Below are 22,775 nucleotides of genomic sequence, written 5' to 3' on the forward strand. Positions count from 1 at the left end.
CGCCGGCCTGTGATGATGCGTGAGTGTCCATACACCATTGTCACCACGCACGACCGTCAACCATGCCCCAGGACATACCGTCAACCATCCGCTGACACATGCGTCAACTATCCGCTGAAGCTAAACATCCCAAAACAAAACACCCACATCTCGTCAATGCACCTCAATCGGACCGATTTTCGGGCACGTTCCATCGCAAAATGTCAGAACATGCTGACCAAGTACATCTCCAGCAAGGTCGTTTCTCGGATTGCCCGCTCCTTCTCCTCCCGAGTCGTCTGGAGTGCCGCTATCTGCTCCAACGCATACCGCCGCTCCGCCCTAGGAAAATGCTGGTCGTCTTCGCTGGGTGCGGTGAGTTCGAGTTCATCAAGCTTTTTCTCGATTGCGTCATCGATGTCGTCAATCATTGCGATTCCTCTCGTAAAGGACTTGCTTCGTCGGCAGCGCAACAGCCTTTCAGAACATGCTGGCCTGGAACAGCGCGCCCAAATTCGCTTGAGCCACCCGTTCCACCCTCTCTTCAGGACTGTTGCCGAGTTCCGCGATCGTCTCCAACGCCTCCCTGCGGGTCTGGCGGTCAAGATAATCCCCGTCCGAAGGTTGAACGGCTTCCAGCTCGTCAAGCTTCCGTTCAATCAGTTCGCTGAGGTCGTCATCCATCGGTCTCTCCTTTGTCATTATCACCTCCTGCGCTTTAGCTTGATAGGAATCATCCCCGCTTACGCGGAGCCGAACCTGCGTTCCCACGGTCGGCGGCAATGGCCGCAGCGAGCCCCATGAGCCCCGCTGCGAGACCGAAGCCTCCGGCAGTGACAACGTTTCCCGAGATGGCCCCGCCGAGCGAAACGAGTCCGAACAGCGTCGAGACGACGCCGATGATGAATGGCCTGTTCATGGTGGTTCCTCCAATAAGCGAGATGAGGTTTTTAAGGGCTCCGGTCACCTGCTTTGACATAATACCCGCTTATGCGAAGCGGACTTCTCCAAGTAGGCGGCGCACCCGCTGCCGCCGGGATCATCCCCGCTTGCGCGGGGAACACGATGCTTGCACATGCGCGGAATCGCCCGCCTTGGGATCATCCCCACGTATGCGGGGAACACCCCTCGCTTATCGAGACATGCACGCCGGAGCAGGGATCATCCCCGCGTATGCGGGGAACACTGGTCGCTCTTGTCGGGCGTGAAGTCCGGCGGGGGATCATCCCCGCGTATGCGGGGAACACGTCGCGTTCGTCGCCGCCGTCATTGCAAGCGTGGGATCATCCCCGCGTATGCGGGGAACACTCGATGTCTCTGAGGGTCCATTCGGCGTCGCCGGGATCATCCCCGCGTATGCGGGGAACACCCGTTTCGGCGCGACTCGTACCGGCCGGCGTGGGGATCATCCCCGCGTATGCGGGGAACACCGTCTTCCGGTCGGCCATCATCAGGGCGACGAGGGATCATCCCCGCGTATGCGGGAACACGTCGGCAAGATCGTCGGCAATGGGCAAGGTCCGGGATCATCCCCGCGTATGCGGGGAACACGGTGGACTGGTAGCCGGTGGCTTTTGCGTATCGGGATCATCCCCGCGTATGCGGGGAACACTCGAGGAACACGTGGTCGTCCATGCCGGTGTTTTTGTTCAATTAGAAGTTGAGGTTTTAGTCACGTAGTTTTTTCGGGTCTGGGCGGAAAGGCATGCCGACCACCCGTGGGCCTTAGCCTGATGGTGCTTCGATTCCATTCGGGAAAGGTCCGGAAAGGCAAATGATCAGCATGCCCAAAATACAGTCTATCCGCACGCGTCGCAGGAACGGCGAGCCCATCGCGTCGATAGCGCGCAACGAGAACGTCAGCGAGCCGACCGTGCGCAAGTACCTGAAGGTCGACGACCTGTCGGCCAAACCCCCGGTGAGGAAGCGCCGCGGGTCGGTGATCGACGAGTGGACGCCCGTGATCGAGGGTATGCTCGCCGAGGACCGGGAGACATGGCATAAGCAGCGGCACACGGCGACGCGCATCCATGAGCGCCTGCGCGACGAGTACGGCGCGGACGTGTCCCTGTCGACCGTCACCCGCGAGGTCGCCCGGCTCAAACGCGAGTCCGCTTTGGAACGGGAGACGGGCTTCCTGGACCTGTCGTGGCATCCGGGCGAATGCCAGGCGGATTTCGGCCAGGTCGACGTGCGCTGGCGGGGCTCGACGGTGCGGATGCGGCATTTCGTGCTGGATTTCCCGCATTCGAACATCAGCCCGTGCCAGCTGATGCCCGGGGAGAACGCGGAGTGCACGTGCCAGGCGCTGGAGAACCTGTTCGAGTGGCTGGGCGGGGTGCCCCGGCGGATCGTGTACGACAACGCGGCCGGAGTGGGGCGCAGGACGTCCGACGCAATCCGCCTGTCCCGCCTGTTCCAGGCGTTCCAGGCGCACTACGGGTTCGAGTACGCGTTCTGCAACCCGTACTCGGGCCATGAGAAGGGCGCGGTCGAGGCGCGTGTGGGCGCGGTGCGCCGCCGCCTGTTCGTGCCGGTGCCCAGCGTCTGGAACCTCGACAACTTCAACCGGCGCCTGCCCGACAGGTGCCTCGAGATCGGCGACAAGGAGCACTATCGCAAGGGCGAGAGCCAGACTGGCCTGTTCGCCGAGGACCGCAAGGCGCTGCTGCCCCTGCCCGCCAAACGGTTCGACGTGGTCACGTGGAAGCGCATGAAGGCCGACAAGCACGGCAACGTCATCCTGGAGGGACGCCACCGGTACGCGGCCGGCCCCGAACACGCCGGCCGGGAGATGATCGTCGGCATGCGCGCCCTGGAGGTGGAGATCCTCGACGCCGGCGGCGCGCACGTGACCGCGCATCCCAGGGCCTACGGCGACAAGCCGACCGACAGCGGTGACCCCTCAAGCCAGCTCGGGCTGCTGTGCGACCGGCCTGCGGCCTGGCCCAACAGCCGGGTGCGCGACGCGCTGCCCGACCCGTTGCGCGAATGGATCGACGCGCAGGACGAGGCCACGCGACGCGACAGCCTGCGCGCCTTGCTGCACGCGGACCGCGAGAGCGGCTGGCAGGCCGCCGTGGCGGGCATGCCCGAGATCCTCGAGGCCACCGGCGGCACGGACCGGGCCGGCGTATGCCTTGCGGCGGCACGACGCGCATCGGGAATGACGCCGGTGGCCTACGACGATCCCATAGACCCGGGCGAATACGACATCGCCTACACCAAGGAGGACGCATGAACCAGAAAACCGAGAGGGCCGACACCGGCCTGCTGCGGGAGAGGGCACGCAGCCTGTTCATCTCCCAGGCCACCATCGACGACACGCTCGAATGGGCCACCCCGCGCCAGATCGACGCGATAGACCGCATGCTCGCCACGGAACTGGCCAACCGGGAGACGTCCAAACGCGCCAGGCTCATGCGCCAGGCTAGGTTCCCGGTGCCCAAAAGCCTCGACGGCTACGACTTCACGAACGTGCGCCTGCCCGACGGCTACACCAGGGAACAATTGACGGATCTTGACTTCACGGCCAGGGCGCAGGACCTCGTGTTCTACGGCAAGACCGGACGCGGCAAGACCCACCTTGCCACCGCGCTCGGCATGAAGGCCGTCGAGACGGGCAGGAGCGTGCGCTTCCGCCAGACCGCCGAACTCGTCCTCCAGCTCGGCAAGGCCAAACGCGACGGCACCCTCGACAGCCTGCTCAAGGACCTCGCCAGAGCCGACCTGACCGTCATCGACGAGTCCGGCCACGCGCCCGCGCGCCTCGACGGCGCCAGGCTCCTCTACCAGACCGTCGCCGGAAGCTACGAGCGGCGCAGCATCATCTCCGCCACGAACATCGAATCCGGCAAATGGGGCACGGTCTTCGCCGACGACAAACTCGCCGCCGCGATCATCGACCGCATCGTCCACCACGGACGCCTCATCGAGTTCACCGGCCCCAGCCGACGAGCCGGCCAGGCCCTCATGTTCGGCAAGGAAACCAACGACCGATAACCACAACCAACCACCGGCCGGCACCCTTCATGCCGAAACCCGAAAAAAAACAGTGACGAAAACCGAAACACCAACTTGACAAAATACAGCCGGTCTTGGGATCATCCCCGCGTATGCGGGGAACACCAAGCGTCGGGCCACGTCCCGTGTCCTTGTTGGGGATCATCCCCGCGTATGCGGGGAACACCGGGTCGGTGAGCGTGGCGGCGATCCGTTTCAGGGATCATCCCCGCGTATGCGGGGAACACTCGGCCGATCTCATGTCGTGCGTCCACGCGCAGGGATCATCCCCGCGTATGCGGGGAACACACGTGTACATCCGACTGTTCGCGTTCGAGTCGGGGATCATCCCCGCGTATGCGGGGAACACTAGTCGGCGAACTCTATCCATGACTGTTCGATGGGATCATCCCCGCGTATGCGGGGAACACTCGGCCGATCTCATGTCGTGCGTCCACGCGCAGGGATCATCCCCGCGTATGCGGGGAACACTAGTCGGCGAACTCTATCCATGACTGTTCGATGGGATCATCCCCGCGTATGCGGGGAACACATAAGTGGCCGAATCCCGTGTTCGACAAGCCGGGGATCATCCCCGCGTATGCGGGGAACACTCCGCGAGACTGAAGGTCGCCGGGGTCGCACGGGGATCATCCCCGCGTATGCGGGGAACACGCGCATGGCGTCCGGCGGCGGCGCCACGTACCGGGATCATCCCCGCGTATGCGGGGAACACAACCAGGGGCACGGGCCGCTCGCACCCACCATGGGATCATCCCCGCGTATGCGGGGAACACGCCGTTCCGCCGTTGTAGGAGAGCATAGACCCGGGATCATCCCCGCGTATGCGGGGAACACCCACGTTCTACCGTTTCGAGTTCGGCATGTGGGGGATCATCCCCGCGTATGCGGGGAACACCCACGTTCTACCGTTTCGAGTTCGGCATGTGGGGGATCATCCCCGCGTATGCGGGGAACACGCGGCGGCACCGGCCTTCTTCACCGTGTCCCAGGGATCATCCCCGCGTATGCGAGGAACACATGGCGAAACGTCCCGGCCACGCGGCTAGGTGGGGATCATCCCCGCGTATGCGGGGAACACGGGTATATCGGCCGTGTGGGGAGACCCCCCGCGGGATCATCCCCGCGTATGCGGGGAACACCCGCGTATCCCATCTAATCCGCCTTGATGATCGGGATCATCCCCGCGTATGCGGGGAACACGAGGTCACCGGCGCGAACGTGACCCGCAAACCGGGATCATCCCCGCGTATGCGGGGAACACTGCCCCGCACACAACGATTCGACCAGCTGCGCGGGATCATCCCCGCGTATGCGGGGAACACCGTTTCCATGCCGTGCACGGTTTTGCCGTGCGGGGATCATCCCCGCGTATGCGGGGAACACAGGAATCGGCACTGGCCCATCACCCTAAGACGGGGATCATCCCCGCGTATGCGGGGAACACGGTATATCGGCCGTGTGGGGTGGGTGCCCCGCGGGATCATCCCCGCGTATGCGGGGAACACCCATCGAATGCGCCCCGTTGACACTATTGGAGGGGATCATCCCCGCGTATGCGGGGAACACCTGTTTGCAGAGTTGACCGCGCGGGAATGGACGGGATCATCCCCGCGTATGCGGGGAACACTCCGGCAGGTTCGGATACCAGAAGTCCGTCTGGGGATCATCCCCGCGTATGCGGGGAACACGCGGTCACGATACCCTGCGGGATACGGATATCGGGATCATCCCCGCGTATGCGGGGAACACCGAGAGACAGTATTGCTTGCGGCGGGTCGTCAGGGATCATCCCCGCGTATGCGGGGAACACCGCAGCTCGTCGATGACGCTGACCGCAGACAGGGGATCATCCCCGCGTATGCGGGGAACACACTACTCCTATGGCACCGTCAACCGTTAACCCGGGATCATCCCCGCGTATGCGGGGAACACGTCCTGTCTGCCATAAAAGGCGTTTTCGACACGGGATCATCCCCGCGTATGCGGGGAACACAGAACCTCATTTCGCACGCCTCGCACAATGTGGGGATCATCCCCGCGTATGCGGGGAACACCATCCAAGGCGCGTTCCAGGCTCTTGGCTGGGGGGATCATCCCCGCGTATGCGGGGAACACAAAGCCGGAGTAGCCGGCCGGAGGCCCTGTTGGGGATCATCCCCGCGTATGCGGGGAACACGTCGAGAGGTGGAGCTTCGCACGCTTGACCTGGGGATCATCCCCGCGTATGCGGGGAACACCTCCAGCATGCGCCATTCCGGCCCACGACCCTGGGATCATCCCCGCGTATGCGGGGAACACGATGTCGTCGACGACCCATTTGGTGCTGTAGCGGGATCATCCCCGCGTATGCGGGGAACACTCAAATCCATGCCCCGCTACCAATTGACCGCCGGGATCATCCCCGCGTATGCGGGGAACACACGATACCCACGTGATCGAGCGACCCGTTACCGGGATCATCCCCGCGTATGCGGGGAACACCATGTGACGCGCGGCAAACGACGGGAATCACGGGGATCATCCCCGCGTATGCGGGGAACACTACGGACAGGAGCGCGATAACCGACGCGTCCAGGGATCATCCCCGCGTATGCGGGGAACACTTGGAGCATCGCAGTGCCAGCGAGTCGGTGCGGGGATCATCCCCGCGTATGCGGGGAACACGGTGCTGAAATGCACGCCCACGGGAGGCGGCAGGGATCATCCCCGCGTATGCGGGGAACACTGCACGGCGTACGGGTAGGCTCGCGCCCATAGGGGATCATCCCCGCGTATGCGGGGAACACACATGGGCTTCAAGCGACCCGACCGTGGCCGCGGGATCATCCCCGCGTATGCGGGGAACACCCGCATGATCGGCGGCGCGTGTATATATACGTGGGATCATCCCCGCGTATGCGGGGAACACCCCGAGGGCGTGACCGTCGCCCTGACGCTCGCGGGATCATCCCCGCGTATGCGGGGAACACAAGCAATCATTGCGCGTCGCGCACATTTTCGCGGGATCATCCCCGCGTATGCGGGGAACACTATCACACGAAAGACCGTCAGTAGTCTCACCCGGGATCATCCCCGCGTATGCGGGGAACACCGCCTCGAAGATGGTCCGGCGCGTCCTGGTTGGGGATCATCCCCGCGTATGCGGGGAACACGCGTTGACGTCCATCATGCCGTTGATTACGCAGGGATCATCCCCGCGTATGCGGGGAACACAACAGCGTACGGAGCGCGTTATCGACTAGCGCGGGATCATCCCCGCGTATGCGGGGAACACGAAGCGTGACACAAGCGCGCCGTCGGTCGGCCGGGATCATCCCCGCGTATGCGGGGAACACGTCCTTCATGTTCAGCCTTCGGGCCTGTAGGCGGGATCATCCCCGCGTATGCGGGGAACACTGCCCCTGTGCGGTGTCGGCCTCTTTGGCGAAGGGATCATCCCCGCGTATGCGGGGAACACCCGTCTTGCTCATTATCGCGCTCGGTGCCCTTGGGATCATCCCCGCGTATGCGGGGAACACGTATCGGCGTGTGACTGTTTTCGGCCGAGGCAGGGATCATCCCCGCGTATGCGGGGAACACGACTGCTCTCGGCTCTGCCTTGATGGTGTTGTGGGATCATCCCCGCGTATGCGGGGAACACCTCGCTGATCGTCGGCACTGATACGCCGAATAGGGATCATCCCCGCGTATGCGGGGAACACGCAGGCCGGCCCATGCGATCATGTTGGCGAGCGGGGGATCATCCCCGCGTATGCGGGGAACACTCACGTCGGTAACGCAGGTGATTCAAGGCATCGGGATCATCCCCGCGTATGCGGGGAACACAACCGGTATACGACTCAGACACGCGCCATATTGGGATCATCCCCGCGTATGCGGGGAACACCTCGTAATTCCAACGTCTGCCTATCATCTCCAGGGATCATCCCCGCGTATGCGGGGAACACAGAGCACGACGGCGGGTCAATACACTGTCACGGGGATCATCCCCGCGTATGCGGGGAACACGCGTCCGACTCCGCGCAAAAATTCGCGTCCACGGGATCATCCCCGCGTATGCGGGGAACACGTTTCGACGCAGTAGATGACGAAGGCCGATACGGGATCATCCCCGCGTATGCGGGGAACACCTCACCGAAAACGATTCCAGCGACTCCGTGCCGGGATCATCCCCGCGTATGCGGGGAACACGGGGTATCTGCCGGTTGGCGTTGCCGGTTTTGGGGATCATCCCCGCGTATGCGGGGAACACCGCGCCGGGCTGGAAACGCCACAGATACAGACGGGATCATCCCCGCGTATGCGGGGAACACCACTTCAGAATCGGCAGCGTGCCACGCGACTGGGGATCATCCCCGCGTATGCGGGGAACACGCCGCCGGCGCCGCCCATGGCCTTGCCGAGCGGGGATCATCCCCGCGTATGCGGGGAACACCTGATGTCGATGACGATGGACAGTTCCGGCAGGGGATCATCCCCGCGTATGCGGGGAACACTTGCGTCGGGTGACGCGCGTCATCGCATAGGTGGGATCATCCCCGCGTATGCGGGGAACACGCCGATGACGGTGCACTGCTCGCCAGTTGGGCGGGATCATCCCCGCGTATGCGGGGAACACAGATGCCACATGGAGGACAGCAAAGTGTCACTGGGATCATCCCCGCGTATGCGGGGAACACGAGACGCCACGCTTGGCGGACCTCATCGGCCAGGGATCATCCCCGCGTATGCGGGGAACACTGCGCGGCTGACTGTTCGGACCCGTCTGGATGGGGATCATCCCCGCGTATGCGGGGAACACTTCCGGGCGCGCGCCCGCGGCTGGCACCTGAAGGGATCATCCCCGCGTATGCGGGGAACACCTGCTGATCCCGTTGCAGGGGGTCGTGGGCCAGGGATCATCCCCGCGTATGCGGGGAACACAAAATAAGCAAGATACAAAACCGAATCGTCCCGGGATCATCCCCGCGTATGCGGGGAACACCGGGTCTCCATCTGCATCACCTGGGTCAGCGAGGGATCATCCCCGCGTATGCGGGGAACACGCCACCTGCGGCCAGGTCAGGCCGAAGATCACGGGATCATCCCCGCGTATGCGGGGAACACGCCTGCGCCTTGTACCACATCCAATCCGACGTGGGATCATCCCCGCGTATGCGGGGAACACCAACCGCATCGGCGCTCGGACCCATGCCCACCGGGATCATCCCCGCGTATGCGGGGAACACGCCCACGCATGGCGTGAATGGAGGTCGGCCCCGGGATCATCCCCGCGTATGCGGGGAACACACTTCGTCATCATAGAGATTCCAGGGGATATCGAAAGTGAACCGTCTCATTTTCATTCACTTTGCTAACACCAATCAAGACGGAGCGGGACACATTATCACGAAAGCCACAACCGTCATCGACGTTTATTCGCCATCCGCCATTTGCTGGCATTGCTCCAGCCCGGATGACGAGAATCGGATTCGGAATCCTTCTTTGCTTTAAAACCTTTAGGACGTTTGATAAGCTCCAGACCATCACAATCCACTGGCACCCAATCAGCATGGTGTATCCGGAACGCGAGATGCTGTTCATTACGTGCGGAATACACCATAATTGCTCGACCGTCCCGAACTAACTCAATGACTCGTTTCCACAGCCGGTCACGAACCCTGGCACTGACATGGCCGACGAAGACACCCGCCGATATTTCAAGCAGCCACCGCGTCAAATCGCCACGAAGTCCGACAGGGCAGGCGGTCAGCACTATCACTACCATCGCATACGACCTTTCTTGCAGTTCCTCAGCTATTCCCCGTCTTCGGAGTCATCGCCATAGGAAACGCCTGCGTCTACTTCGCCTGCTTTCTCATCCCACAAGCCCACATGATCGGCATTCGAATCATCATCAACGTCCGGATTGCCGAGCAACCCACGGATATCCCGCGTCATCCGCTTCATGATAGACAGGTCGTACACGGCGTCGCGCATCCGATGCCGCGTTGCAGAGCCGATGTCATCAGGTTTCGCCGCAGCGGATTCGAACGCCACGGGGATGGACAATTCAGCTTTGTAAAGATCCGCGATGTCGTATACGAACGATCTTTCATGCCCCACATGGACAAATCCCAGTCCCGGCGAACAGCCGAGCGCGACGATGACCGAATGGGCCAAACCGTACAAACAGGTGTGCGCGGCGGACAGGGCCTTGTTGATTTCATTGCCAGCTTCAAAATCCTCATGGTCATAAGTCCGCTTATCCCATGCGACGCCGGTGCGCTCCGAACATTCCCTATAGATACGGCGTACGCGGGCGCCTTCGCGTCCGCGCAGTTGCTGCATCGTCAGATGGCTGACATCCTCATCGGGGAATCTCATCTGATACATCGCTCGGGCCACAGACAGCCTCATTCTGGTATTGGAGACCAATCTCGCCTGGGCTTGCAGCAAAGTCGAGGAATGAGTTAACGGCTTGCCGAACGCATACATACGAACTCCGCGTTCCCCTACCCAAATTACCGTTGCGCCATTATCGCCAATCACTGTCATGGCCTGGTGGGTGACCGACGTACCGGGGCCGAGCATCAGCACACCCAGCGACGCGGCCGGAACATGCACAGTCCCCGTTCCGTCGATGACCGTAATGGCATTGTCCGAGCGATTGATTACGCAATGCTCAAAGTATGCGAATGACATGCGGTCCTCCGCCCGGACCAGCTCATTGAGTTCGGGCGGAGGCGTCCCGGGAACCTTATTGCCGCCGCTCATGATTGCGCCGACTGCGTCCGGGTCGGAGCCACGGTCATCAGACCACAGCCGAAACCTTTGGCCCTGCCGAGACCATGACACAGCGTCCGACGAAACAGATCGGCGTCCGTCACTTGCAGCCGCCCGTCGAACATGGCAGTGGTCAACGTGACGGTTTTCCCTTCTCGGCCGAACCGTTCCTGATGCCGTTGGCTGACCGTCACCGAGGGATCACCGTTATCGTCGAGCAGGATTTCGAAACCATGGGCATCCGCCCGCGCGATCAGCCAGTCACGTTGCTGCGTAGCCGTGACATGTCCTTGGATTTTGCCCACGATGCCTTCACCGTTCTCCCTAGGGCGCCGGCCCTTATCCGCGAGCGCCTTGCGCACGGGGTTGGCCAGCAACCGGAATTGCCATTGCTGACCGACCGCGATTCGCGAAAGCAATGGCGAATAGTCCTTGCTCTCCCATTCCATATGTGTGGGCCATCCGGCCTGCTCGATGATATGCGTAAAATCCGGCGCATCTGGACTGACCACATACAGCCAGACGCCGTGATCCTGCGTCAGCGCATCCAACCGCCATAGGATGCGCCCGTCATCGCTGCTGCGCACACCGTCCGGTGGGAACGCGCTTTCCACCGCCGCATGCATGCGATACGGGGACGCCACCAGCTGCTGCGCACTGACTCTGGCCATATTGAGCGGCACTCGTGAAATGAACATAGTCGTATACTCCTAGGCAAAGTTCATGGGATCGGCGTCGCCGGTGGAATCAAACGTCGGCGGTTCGTCGACCGCCGACGGTTGCCGATGCATGGCGTCCGAACCGACGTCACCAAGATTGTCGATACGATACCTATGCACTGCGCGGCCGGCGTAGCGTCGATCCTTTTGGCTGAATGTCACAGGCATATCAGGCTGCGTCATGAACGATTCGCCATCCGCCGCATCGCAGACGATTTCCAGCTGCTGGTCCGGATACCGCCGCTTGTACCATTTCGAGGCACGCCACGGCTCCCGTTCCAATGCCTGGCGGACATCGTCATATTCGTCGTGGACGCCCAAGGTGACCGGAAACTCGGGCGGGCAGGATCGTCGACCCAAGTACAACGGCCATCGCGGCGAACGCAGAGCGTGATCCAAGTTCTCAAGCACCGTTTTCTCAGCTTCCAAGGCCACAAGGAAACGTGCGTCAGCCAGATAATACCGGTATGTCAACGGCATCACCTTGTCGAACTCACGCGAGTTGCGTTTGCGGGACAGTGATTTTTCCGTTTGGAAATCCTGCATGATCCGACCGCGCTGTTCGACCCGCACACCGAACCGCAGGCCAAGCAGATCCTCGATGGGATCCTCCCGCGTACGTCCCTGGGCGGAGGCCAGCAAACCGATCACCGCGCTTTTCGTCGGTTCGGCGCGTGTCTCGCGTCGCACGAACCGTGACGAATCACCCCACGATTGCATCGGCCCTGCAAGTTGCAATAACAATACGCTCATGGTCACTCCCCGGTCAACGCCTGAGTCAAAGCGGCCTTCAGCTCGGCTTTCAGCTCGGGGAACGATACATGCGCGCTCACGGCATCCAATTCGGGCACCGGTTCATCAGCGGTGATGTTCCATGCCTGTCGCGGCCGCTCTCCGTACGCCGACTGCACATAGGCCAGCTTGCGCCCCAGTCGGACAGCCGCCTGCCGGGAGACCGACGTTCCTTCCTGCGGACGCACGGGATCTTCAAACGCATCGACCACGTTGATCGGCTGATCGTTCCGGAGCATCACCACGCATGCATTGGGCAGCGTGCGGTTGGCGAATGTATTCTGCTTGCCTGTCGGCATGGATCGGATGAACGCCTCCACAAACGCCGCAGCGCCTTCGACAGCGGCCGCCGCATCCTGCAACTGATCCTGAAGGGCATCGACGTTCAATGTTGCGTACCGATACAGCGTGGACGAATTGAAACCGACGGTATCCAGCATGGCAGCGCCCGCATTGTCGTCCGAAGCGCAGTCATCCACAGCGGTGAAATAATCGTATTCCGGCGTGATTTGATCGACGGAGATCGCGTGCGCGACTTGGGCCGAGGCATCGGTGTTGAGATCAGGGGCATCGGCCAGCATACGGCCGAACAGCGCGATGTCCACGGCCTGAACGCCATGGAACACGGCGTCGATCTCCTTTTTCATCGCAGCCGTCGGTTTGGACGCCGTATTGACACCGGCATCCTGCCAGGCGATTGCGACATCGGCCAACTGGTCGATTTCACGATGCGCAATGAAAATCAGATAATCCGTGGCCAACGTGCCCTTGTCTTTGCCCGCGCGATCCGATTCCTTGACATTGACGCCGGTGGCGGACAATGCGCATTTGGCTAGCGTCTCCGCATCCTCGACGAAATCAGGCCGCTTCGCGACGATTGAGTCACGAATCAGGGATACGGCGTTTTTGGTCCGTACCCCAAGACGACTGGAGTCCAGCAGAGAGGGGAACATCTCCCGCATCGCGCGTTTCCACGCCTGTGAGGAGACGCGGGAGCGCAGCACGCCGCCATAACGGGCAACCTTCGGGCTGCCGGTGTCATCGCGGTTGATGTTGCTCGGCGGCACATTCTGCAAATCGTACAGGTCGATGAACATGATCTTGTCCTTTCGTGTTTATGGTGGATCGTTCGCATGTGTTGGTTTACTGGGTGATTGCGGACTTGGAGTAGTAGTCCATGCTCCAGCGCTGGAACACGTCCTCGCGGACGTCCGGGAACTGGACCTGATACAAATCCTGAGCTAGGGAACGGTAGTCGAGCACGATCGCCCCATCACCAGCTCCACGCATCAGCATGATCAACGCCCGCACACTGCGTACCACGCCTTCAAAATCCGGCGCGGCTTCCGCGGAGGAGAGTCTGCGTTTCACCCCGTCCGCATGTTCCAAGTCCGGTTCGATGAGACGACACGCACGACCAAAGGTCATGCGCCGCGTACGGGCGCTCTCGACACTTTGGGCGACTCCGCGACTGCGGGACTGCTGATGCAACGCATAGAGTTCCAACGTGGTTTTCACCGCACGAAGCGCAGCGGGATCCTCATCCGGAGCGGGCAGGGTTTCCGGCCATTCCCCGAACAGGTCTCCGCCAATCATCATCCACGCCGGAGCGCCACCGTCCAGATCACGCCTGAGCCGCGCCAATGCAGCTCTGGAATGTGGAGTGCCACCATCGCGTTTGGTGTACTCGTTTTGCAACCGAAACACCTGCTTGTTGACGAAGAACCCCAGTTCCTTCGCCGTATCGCGAGAGAAGAATCGTCGCATCGTTACTCTCCTTCCTTGTTGTTTGTGTTGACACCCAAGTACTTATTCAGACCGCCCCAAAACAGCTGTGTGGCACGTGCGACGCTCATTGTGCCCATTTTGCCGCTGTCACGTTCAACGAACATCGGCGCATCGAAATCGGCCAGATATTCCCGACCAATATCAATCAAAATCCGGCGAGTATCGGTCCGCCAGAGATTTCCATAGGACTCGTAGTCCTTATCGGCGGTGAAACCAGCTAAACGATCGCGGAATAGGGCGTCAAGCTGCGCATAAGCGTTCTCACGTACATGATCGGATGCGGCTTGAGCCCGGCTGCCGGATGCATGGTCTCCCGCAGCGGCCGACAAATTGCGCACATAATTCGTGAGCACGAGATCCACCGCCATACGTGTGTCGTCAATGATCTTCACCACGGCGTTGATCGCCGGATAATCCGCCCGGGAGAAGACCAACGGCAACGTCAGCACGTCGTCAATGCCGGTCTCGTACACACTGCTTTGGGTTCCGTACGTCATGCCCTGCGTGTGAATTGAGAACGAGGCAAGGATGTGCTCATCCGGATCCAGACATCCCGCGTTTTGCAGCTCCTCAACCCACCGAATCACCCCAGGACGCAAATCCCTGTCACCGACCGCGATCATCGGCCCCAAACCACGCCACAGCGCCTTGCCGGCGTCATGGGTGACCGGCATCAGGGGCGGAGTCGACAGTCCGAGCTTTTTCTGCTGGGTCGGGCTTACACGCCATGCCGTCATCTTTTCATAGCTGTCGGTGTTATATGGGGCGATGACGTCGCCATAGCAATTTACGATGCCGATAACTCGTGAATCGTCCTCGTTCGACGCTAAACGCAGACGCCGGGTTTGGAAGGTCAACGCATCCACCGGACCGGTGAATGATGTGCGAATGGTCAGATCGGCGCCGGACGGCTCGTCCAGTTCCCAGGGCGGCACGTCATCCTCGTTGCCAAACAACCGATTCTCACCATCATTGGCGTCATATAGACACCAGTTCAGCATCAGCGTGTGGAACAATGTCGCACCCTCAACCATGACCGGTCCGAGCGCTCCCAGCCAACCAGTGCCGGCCATCCCCTTGGGGGCATATACCTTGCCCTTGTTGACGTGGGTATTGCCGACTACGGGCGTCTTGATTCCCGCCGTGTCATACGCCTGCAGGAATATCAGCCAGCGCGCGGCTTCGGCAAGGCCAATGGACGTCAAGGCCTTTGAGGAGCGCATGGAGAACAGGTATTTGTCGGGCTTGGGTACGTCGGCAATCATCTCGCCGATCGGGTCATATTCTTTTTTGCCTTCATACGCCAGACCTGGGACCTGATAGAACGGACGCTCAGGATCCAGCAAATAAAAACGATCGTGAAATTCATCAAGATACTCGTCAATCGTATTCATGCTGAACGTTCCGGCGTCCCAAAAAAACTTCCATGTTTTCCGCATATCATCCTGGGAAGCGTCCGCGTCGCAATATACGCAGTACAGAATCGCTAGCAACAGGCGGACCATCGGCATGCTTTGTTGCGGCAAATCACCAGAGACCGAGCGAATGTGCGGCGCCTCCCGGAACGCCTCCCGCACAGACAGCTCTCTGAAACTGCCATCAGAGAATACACACGGCATCCACGCCTCGTCAAGGAGGTTGAATCGTCTTGGAGAAGCAGCACCACTCAATTTAACCGCCGACCTTTCCCTCCGTCATCTATGACGGTCCTCGGTTTGTCTATTGGTTTTATCATAGCAGCCATAAGCGAATCTGTCAATGTGGAAAAGGCAAGGTGAGAAAAATGCAAACCGAGCACAATCCCCGCATACGCGGGGAACACTTCACACCTTGCCTTATCCACAGGGTCATCCCTCAGCAAAGGGACACTCCCATCATGAGTGAAAGCCGAGACTCGCCATCCGGTACTATTCGGCCTTCGCCACGTTCAACCCTCCGACCCTGCTATAACGCACATCGAACCCGTTGACGCAAGCATGCAGCGAGCCGTCCCCGCTTTCTTCCAAAAACAAAGCCAGCCGACCAGACAGCCAAGGCGAATCCGACCACAGCAGAGTTTCGTCACCGCAACCCTGTTCCAGGTCATGGATCAGCGCATCCATCTTTTCATAGCTGCTCATCTTCGCCGGCAGCCGTACGGAGCATTGCGATATGAGCAGCGCCAAGCGGTCATCCGGCGCCGAACCCGTAGGCACTTCGGCACCCGGCTCAATGCCGTGCACGGGATCACCGATCCACGGCAGCAGCCGGATGGTCTCTCCGCATCGTCTCAACAGCATGACTTCGACCGTCTCCTGCGTATCACGGACAGCACGCTGCCCCTTATCGTCATCGGCGTCGTCAAGTGGGCTGTTCTTGAACCAATCGGTCAGGGTGTCCTGATTGTCATCCATGCCGCGCAACGATTTGATCCGGTAGGACTGCGCGCGCAAACGCTTCTTCTCCCATTCGTCGGAGCGGTGATCGACCGCCGCCGTATATGATTCCCGCCATGATTGGGGAATCGCGTCAATAGCCCGATCGCCATAGGCCCGTCTCACAAACACCGCGATATCCTCCGGCAGATGCGCGATCATCGTCGAGGATGGTGATGTCAGGCCCATGACGCCCAGCGTCTCCATCAGTGACGCCTCCTCATATACCGTCTTGACACCGCCGTCGTATCGAGGTTCGGCCCCATCATCCCAAGCCTCAATACCCCGGATATAGCAGGACGCCTCCCGCAGTCGAGGCGGCCGGTCACATTGCTCATCACCACGGACATGACGATGTACGCGACCAAGACGCTGCATGAGCAAATCCACCGGCGCAATGTCCGTAACCAGTGCATCGAAATCAATATCCAGCGACTGTTCCAGCACCTGCGTGCCTACAACAATCAGGCGTTCCGGACGCCGACCATTCGCACGAGTGCTGTGGGGACCAAGAAGGTCACGCAATTCGCGCTCATTGTCCATGCGATCCATGTCCACGAATCGGGAATGCGTCAGCCGAACCGCGTCGGAACCATAGCGCTCGGACAGCAAGTTCGCCGCATGCTGTGCGCGTCCGACCGTATCGCATATGACGCCAATGCAACCGCCGCCGTCAAGAAGGGCATCAAGCAAGCCGATCAACGACTCGTCGTCATCCGAAAGCAAACGGCACGCCACTTGCAGAGACCGGCCAGACGGGGCAACGGATTCCGAATGCAGTTTCGAGCCGGAGGAATAGGTGATCATCGGATACGCCGATGTCTCTTCACCATGTTCCCGGCTCACTGATGCAGGTGAAGCAGCAGCAGTTCCGCGTCTCCTGCGCCGACGGGGATGAATCGGCAATCCGTTCACGTCAGCCTTCGATTCTTCCAACACAGCGGGCCGATGTTGCCGTTCCCCGACGGACCACCCGCGCAGATACGCTTCCGCCATCTCCCGCCTTTGCCGTTCCGGCAATGTGGCGGACAGCAACACCACCGGCGTGCGGAACCCGCCCAGCCATTCAAGGATGCGCTTCAAATACTCCTGCATATAGGCGTCGTACGCATGGCACTCATCGATGACGACGACCTTGTTGGCGAGCGCCAGTTGCCGGAGCACGACATGCTTCATCTGCAAGGCCCCCATAAGCACCTGGTCCACGGTGCAAACCAGAAAGTTGGCCAAGACGCCTTTCTTCCGGCCCCACATCCATTCGGACACCGTGGTTTCGGGCTTGCTGGTCCTCCTTCGCGTTCCACTTCCCACGGGATCCGCATCCGCATCAATCGATGACATCGCACGACGAGATGCCGCAATGATGCCGCGGAATTCCTCGTTCAGCTGGGCCTTGCCATGGGCAAGCCAAACCGTTTTGTCATCCTCGCCTTCAGGCGCAGGCAACGCGTCGAGCCATGCACGTACACGGCCGAACATGGCATCGGTGGTCGCCATCGTGGGCAGCGCCACACAGACACCTCCGCGGCCGGTACGTTGGGCCAGCAATTCCGCAGCGGCGAGCGCGGCCTCGGTTTTGCCTTCGCCCATCGGAGCTTCGATGATCATCAGACCAGGCTGCTCCACCGTCCCCGCCAGCTTCGCGGCCTCACGTTGCACCGGGCGTGGCCGGGCGCCTTCGGGGAGTTTGAACCGGGAACGGAACCACCGTTCCACATCATCGGGCCGATCGGGATCCACGCCAAGAGCGTCGGAGACGGGACGCCAAGGTGTACATAGATGCAGACTACGCCATGCGCGTTCGGCTCGGACGTTCAGCCCTTCCCAGGAGCGCACATCGTCGTAATCGCAGCCAGCGCCGCCGTCAGCACAGGAGAGCGCGGCCAACGTTCCCGGAACGGGAACCAGTGGGAACAGCCCCTCGTCACTGTTGCTGGCCATCCAGTCGGCCATGACGACCAACCCCGTCAGCAACGACTCACTTTCGGCGCTTAGCCGGCCAGCACCAAGCATTTCCAAGTCCGTCTTGGACAATCCGGCCCGCCGGATGACGAATTCCAGAAGCTCGCTTTGGACGGGTCGCCACGAATCCCGCGCCTTCTCATCCCATCCCATGCGGATCGGTTCGCCAAGTCTGGCATCCTTCACCTTCTGATCTTCGGATGGCGTTCCATGATGTCCACCGATCACGCTCGCATACGACCGTGTCACGCCGCTTCCCCACCCATATGCTTCGCGCATATGCCATTCGAAGATGGCCTGCCCGGCTATCGGGTGGGACGGCTTGTTGGGGTCGGCGAAATCCCGTCTGATCGGCAGCCCGGCATGTTCGGGCAGCCACGCCAGCGATTCCGGCGATCCGCTGTCCGACGGGTCGAAACGAATCGGCTTGGCCTGAAAAATCGGCGTGGCCTTGCCGATGTCATGTGCACCGGCGAGCAGCAGATACACGGCACGGACGTAATCCGGGGCAGCCGCATCATCCGCGCCGCCCGCACCACGCGCGATCACCCGCTTCGTGCCATCCGGCACCCAGTAGTCCCAAATGCGTTCGGCCATGGCAATCGAATCGGCCATATGCACGTACAACGGCAGCCACCAATCACCGTCAAGACGATTCGTCTTACCCCACAGAAACTTGGCCTGTTCGGAAAGGTCTACGTCGACCATACTGATTTCCCCTTCCCCGCAATAACTCATTCGGCAAGACGCCATTCGCCAAGCACACATTGTTGTGCGCTCGGTGTCACGCCCGCTGACGCAGGTTCTTCTCATAGTAGCAACAAGGGCCCGCATCTGGCTCCCGGGGAATCGGGAGTCGGCTGCGGGCCCTTGGCGTCTTGTCGGCCGCCAGTCACACGCTGCCACGCGCCTATCGTGCATCGAGTGCTACTGGCAACTACCGGCAACGGCGGCTATCAACGGCATCCGGCGAGAGACCTCAGTCCTCGAACGGGTCGAAGTCGCGGCGCACGCGGCGGCGCGGGCGCTCGGTGCGCTCCACGCGGTCCGCATGGTACTCGTCGTAGTTCTCGTCGGTCGCGTAACGCGGGTTGCGATCGTAGCCGCCACGGCCACGGCCGCCGCCGCGACGCTCGCCGCGGCCGCCACGACGGTCGTCGTCGCGGTCGTCATAGTCGCGGTCGGAACGACGGGAGGAACGACGCGGACGATCATCGAAATCATCGTCACGGTCATCACGACGAGACGAACGACGCGGACGATCATCATAATCACGATCGTCACGGTCGTCACGGTCCGAACGACGAGACGAACGACGCGGACGATCATCGAAATCGTCATCACGGTCATCACGACGAGACGAACGACGCGGACGATCATCATAATCACGATCATCACGATCATCACGGTCCGAACGACGGCGCAGCGGACGACGGTCGCCGCGGTCGCCACCACGGTCGCCACGGTCGTCGCGACGGCCACGACTGGCGTTGTTCTCCTGGTCCTCGAAGCCGGGGATGGCCAGCGAGATCTTGCCGCGGTCGTCCACGCCCTGCACGACCACCTCAACGGTGTCGCCTTCCTTGAGCACGTCCTCGACCGCGTCGATGCGCTCGCCGTTGGCGAGGTTGCGGATCTGCGAGATGTGCAGCAGGCCGTCGGTGCCCGGCGTGAGGTTCACGAACGCGCCGAAGCTCGTGGTCTTGACGACCTTGCCGTTGTAGGTCTCGCCGGCCTGCGGCACGTGCGGGTTGGCGATCTGGTCGATGATCTGCTTCGCCTTCTCAGCGGCCTCGCCGCCTTCGGAGGAGATGTAGACGGTGCCGTCGTCCTCGATCGCGATCTCGGCGCCGGTGTCCTCCTGAATCTGGTTGATCATCTTGCCCTTGGGGCCGATGATCTCGCCGATCTTCTCGACCGGAACGGTGGTGGTGATGATGCGCGGCGCGTACTCACTCATCTCGGCCGGGCCGTCGATGCACTCGTTGATGAGCTCGAGGATCGTGGCGCGGGCCTCGTGGGCCTGCTGCAGGGCGGCGGCCAGGATGTCGGCCGGAATGCCGTCGAGCTTGGTGTCGAGCTGCAGGGCGGTGATGAACTCGGCGGTGCCGGCGACCTTGAAGTCCATGTCGCCGAACGCGTCCTCGGCGCCCAGGATGTCGGTCAGCGTCTTGTAGACGTGCTGGCCGTCCACATCGCCGGACACGAGGCCCATGGCGATGCCCGCGACCGGGGCCTTCAGCGGCACGCCGGCGGCAAGCAGCGACAGGGTGGAGGCGCACACGGAGCCCATGGAGGTGGAGCCGTTGGAGCCGATGGCCTCGGAGACCTGACGAATCGCGTACGGGAACTCCTCACGGCTGGGCAGCACGGGCACGATGGCCTTCTCGGCGAGGGCGCCGTGGCCGATCTCGCGGCGCTTCGGGGAGCCGACGCGGCCGGTCTCGCCGGTGGAGTACGGCGGCATCTCGTAGTTGTGCATGTAGCGCTTGGTCTGCGGGCCGGAAAGCGCGTCGACCTGCTGCTCCATCTTGAGCATGTTCAGCGTGGTGACGCCCAGGATCTGGGTTTCGCCGCGCTGGAAGAGGGCGGAGCCGTGCACGCGGGGCACGATGTCGACTTCGGCGGACAGGGTGCGGATGTCCTTGAGGCCGCGGCCGTCGATGCGGTAGTCCTGCGTGAGGATGCGGCGGCGCACGATCTGGCGCTGCAGCTCCTTGAACGCGTTGGACAGCTCCTTGTCCTTCTCGAGGTCGTCCATGTCGGTGAACTCGTTGGCGAGGATCTCGCGCACGTGCTCCTTGATCTCGTGGATGCGGTCCTGACGCGGCAGCTTCTCGGCGATGGAGAGCGCCTCGTCGAGATCCTTGTGCGCGATCTCGTCGATGCGGTTGTACAGGTCCTCGGTGTACTCGGGGAACAGCGGGAACTCGCGGGTAGCCTTGGCGGCCTTCTCCTTGAGCTCGTTCTGCGCCTCGCAGATGACCTTGATGAACGGCTTGGCGGCTTCGAGGCCTTCGGCCACGACGGCCTCGTCCGGCTTGGTCTGGCCCTCGTCGTAGATGAGGTGCCAGGCGTTCTTGCCGGCGCCCGCCTCGATCATGGCGATGGCGACGTCGCCGTTCTCGACGACGCGGCCGGCGACGACGATCTCGAACACAGCGCGCTCGCGCTCGCTCCACTTCGGGAACGCGACCCACTGGCCGTCGATGAGCGCCAGGCGCACGCCGGAGACCGGGCCGGAGAACGGCAGGCCGGAGATCATCGTGGAGGCGGACGCGGCGTTCAGCGCGATGACGTCATAGGCGTCGTCCGGGTTGATGGCGAGCACGGTCTCGACGATCTGGACCTCGTTGCGCAGCGTGTGCGGGAACAGCGGGCGCAACGGACGGTCGATGATGCGGCAGGCGAGGATCGCGTCGTTGGACGGGCGGCCTTCGCGGCGGAAGAAGGAGCCGGGGATGCGGCCCGCGGCGTACATCTTCTCCTCCACGTCGACGGTCAGCGGAAAGAAGTCGTAGTTCTCCTTCGGGCTGGAGCCGGCGGTGGTGGTGGACAGGATCATCGAATCGTCGTCCAGGTAGGCGGCCACTGCACCGTCGGCCTGCTGGGCGAGACGTCCCGTCTCGAAGCGCAGCGTGCGCTTGCCGAATGAACCATTGTCGATTATGGCCTCTGCGGCCTTGATTTCGGGACCCTCCATAGGGTTCCTCCTTTGTTTCTTCTTGTTCTGTTATCAGGTTGTGTTCTGACAGGTCGTTCCTGACAGATTGTGTTTCTGAAAATCTTCCGCAATCCGCTGGTTTGCCGCTGTCTGCCGTCAGTCCGTCATCATCAGTTCGTCATCATCAGATCATCGTCAGCCGGATTGTCAGATCCATCATTGCCGATTGTATTCCCGTATACGGATTCTTCATTTCGCCCGTGCCGTCAATCGTCCGGCCGGGCCGTCTCCCCCGTGAACCTGCAACACCATCATTCGTGACATGCGTATCGCGCACGGGCGGACCCGTACGCGATATGCAAAACGCCCGAGCGTGAAGCCCGGGCGAAAAAGTGTTATCGACGAATGCCGAGACGCTCGATCAGGGCACGATAACGGTTGATGTCGACGCGCTTGAGGTAGTCAAGCAGACGACGACGGTCACCGACCATCAGCAGCAGGCCACGACGGGAGTGGTGGTCGTGCTTGTGCTCCTTGAGGTGCTCGGTCAGGTCGGCGATGCGCTTGCTCAGCAGAGCGACCTGGACCTCGGGGGAACCCGTGTCGCCTTCGTGCGTCGCATACTTGGTGATGATTTCCTGCTTTTCCTCAGCCGTAAGTGCCACG

15 protein-coding genes and 2 CRISPR repeat arrays are annotated in these 22,775 nt (G+C 61.6%); of the genes, 2 read left to right on the top strand and 13 right to left on the bottom strand.

The window, feature by feature from the left end; genetic code table 11:
* Nucleotides 1-203: 203 nt before the first annotated feature.
* From F7D09_RS07780 to F7D09_RS07790, 3 genes are read right to left on the bottom strand one after another with little or no spacing between them, the layout of a single operon-like run.
* Entirely contained in the window at nucleotides 204-410 is a 207-nt protein-coding gene (locus F7D09_RS07780) for a hypothetical protein (RefSeq protein WP_152234832.1), read from the bottom strand.
* Between the two features lie 49 nt (nucleotides 411-459).
* Nucleotides 460-663, bottom strand: coding sequence for a hypothetical protein (locus F7D09_RS07785; RefSeq protein ID WP_152234833.1), 204 nt, complete (start codon nucleotides 661-663; stop codon nucleotides 460-462).
* Nucleotides 664-712: 49 nt separating this feature from the next.
* Entirely contained in the window at nucleotides 713-958 is a 246-nt protein-coding gene (locus F7D09_RS07790) for a hypothetical protein (RefSeq protein WP_226836110.1), read from the bottom strand.
* 56 nt (nucleotides 959-1,014) lie between these two features.
* Nucleotides 1,015-1,591: a CRISPR direct-repeat array (repeat unit 29 nt; unit sequence GGGATCATCCCCGCGTATGCGGGGAACAC).
* 171 nt (nucleotides 1,592-1,762) lie between these two features.
* Here F7D09_RS07790 and istA point away from each other — a divergent pair.
* Nucleotides 1,763-3,220, top strand: coding sequence for an IS21 family transposase (istA, locus tag F7D09_RS07795; RefSeq protein ID WP_152234834.1), 1,458 nt, complete (start codon nucleotides 1,763-1,765; stop codon nucleotides 3,218-3,220).
* On the top strand, nucleotides 3,217-3,981 hold the full coding sequence (gene istB, locus F7D09_RS07800; RefSeq protein ID WP_152234835.1) for an IS21-like element helper ATPase IstB: 765 nt from the start codon (nucleotides 3,217-3,219) through the stop codon (nucleotides 3,979-3,981). Before istA ends, istB begins: the two co-directional genes overlap by 4 nt.
* A gap of 97 nt (nucleotides 3,982-4,078) precedes the next feature.
* Nucleotides 4,079-9,294: direct repeats of the CRISPR family, unit length 29 nt; unit sequence GGGATCATCCCCGCGTATGCGGGGAACAC.
* A gap of 115 nt (nucleotides 9,295-9,409) precedes the next feature.
* Here the strand turns inward: istB and cas2e are convergent.
* From cas2e to rpsO, 10 genes are all read right to left on the bottom strand, one after another.
* Nucleotides 9,410-9,772 (bottom strand): type I-E CRISPR-associated endoribonuclease Cas2e, encoded by a 363-nt coding sequence (gene cas2e, locus F7D09_RS07810; RefSeq protein ID WP_152234836.1) that lies wholly within the window; start codon nucleotides 9,770-9,772, stop codon nucleotides 9,410-9,412.
* 29 nt (nucleotides 9,773-9,801) lie between these two features.
* Nucleotides 9,802-10,761 (bottom strand): type I-E CRISPR-associated endonuclease Cas1e, encoded by a 960-nt coding sequence (gene cas1e, locus F7D09_RS07815; RefSeq protein WP_152234837.1) that lies wholly within the window; start codon nucleotides 10,759-10,761, stop codon nucleotides 9,802-9,804.
* Nucleotides 10,758-11,468, bottom strand: a complete 711-nt coding sequence (gene cas6e / locus F7D09_RS07820; protein ID WP_152234838.1) for a type I-E CRISPR-associated protein Cas6/Cse3/CasE — start codon at nucleotides 11,466-11,468, stop codon at nucleotides 10,758-10,760. The genes cas1e and cas6e overlap by 4 nt, the downstream gene beginning before the upstream one ends.
* A gap of 12 nt (nucleotides 11,469-11,480) precedes the next feature.
* The gene (gene cas5e / locus F7D09_RS07825; protein WP_152234839.1) at nucleotides 11,481-12,242 is read right to left on the bottom strand and encodes a type I-E CRISPR-associated protein Cas5/CasD; all 762 of its coding nucleotides are present in this window, start codon (nucleotides 12,240-12,242) and stop codon (nucleotides 11,481-11,483) included.
* 2 nt (nucleotides 12,243-12,244) lie between these two features.
* Entirely contained in the window at nucleotides 12,245-13,378 is a 1,134-nt protein-coding gene (gene cas7e, locus F7D09_RS07830; RefSeq protein WP_152234840.1) for a type I-E CRISPR-associated protein Cas7/Cse4/CasC, read from the bottom strand.
* Nucleotides 13,379-13,424: 46 nt separating this feature from the next.
* Nucleotides 13,425-14,048, bottom strand: a complete 624-nt coding sequence (casB, locus tag F7D09_RS07835) for a type I-E CRISPR-associated protein Cse2/CasB (RefSeq protein ID WP_152234841.1) — start codon at nucleotides 14,046-14,048, stop codon at nucleotides 13,425-13,427.
* Between the two features lie 2 nt (nucleotides 14,049-14,050).
* A complete protein-coding gene (gene casA / locus F7D09_RS07840) occupies nucleotides 14,051-15,739 on the bottom strand; it encodes a type I-E CRISPR-associated protein Cse1/CasA (RefSeq protein WP_226836112.1) in 1,689 nt (562 codons plus the stop codon).
* Between the two features lie 237 nt (nucleotides 15,740-15,976).
* On the bottom strand, nucleotides 15,977-19,153 hold the full coding sequence (gene cas3, locus F7D09_RS07845) for a CRISPR-associated helicase Cas3' (RefSeq protein ID WP_193312385.1): 3,177 nt from the start codon (nucleotides 19,151-19,153) through the stop codon (nucleotides 15,977-15,979).
* A gap of 271 nt (nucleotides 19,154-19,424) precedes the next feature.
* Nucleotides 19,425-22,148: a polyribonucleotide nucleotidyltransferase gene (locus tag F7D09_RS07850; protein ID WP_152234843.1), complete on the bottom strand. Its 2,724-nt coding sequence runs from the start codon at nucleotides 22,146-22,148 to the stop codon at nucleotides 19,425-19,427.
* A gap of 356 nt (nucleotides 22,149-22,504) precedes the next feature.
* A complete protein-coding gene (rpsO, locus tag F7D09_RS07855) occupies nucleotides 22,505-22,774 on the bottom strand; it encodes a 30S ribosomal protein S15 (RefSeq protein ID WP_152234844.1) in 270 nt (89 codons plus the stop codon).
* Nucleotide 22,775: the final 1 nt, after the last annotated feature.

The organism is Bifidobacterium leontopitheci, assembly GCF_009193355.1.
Classification (GTDB): domain Bacteria; phylum Actinomycetota; class Actinomycetes; order Actinomycetales; family Bifidobacteriaceae; genus Bifidobacterium; species Bifidobacterium leontopitheci.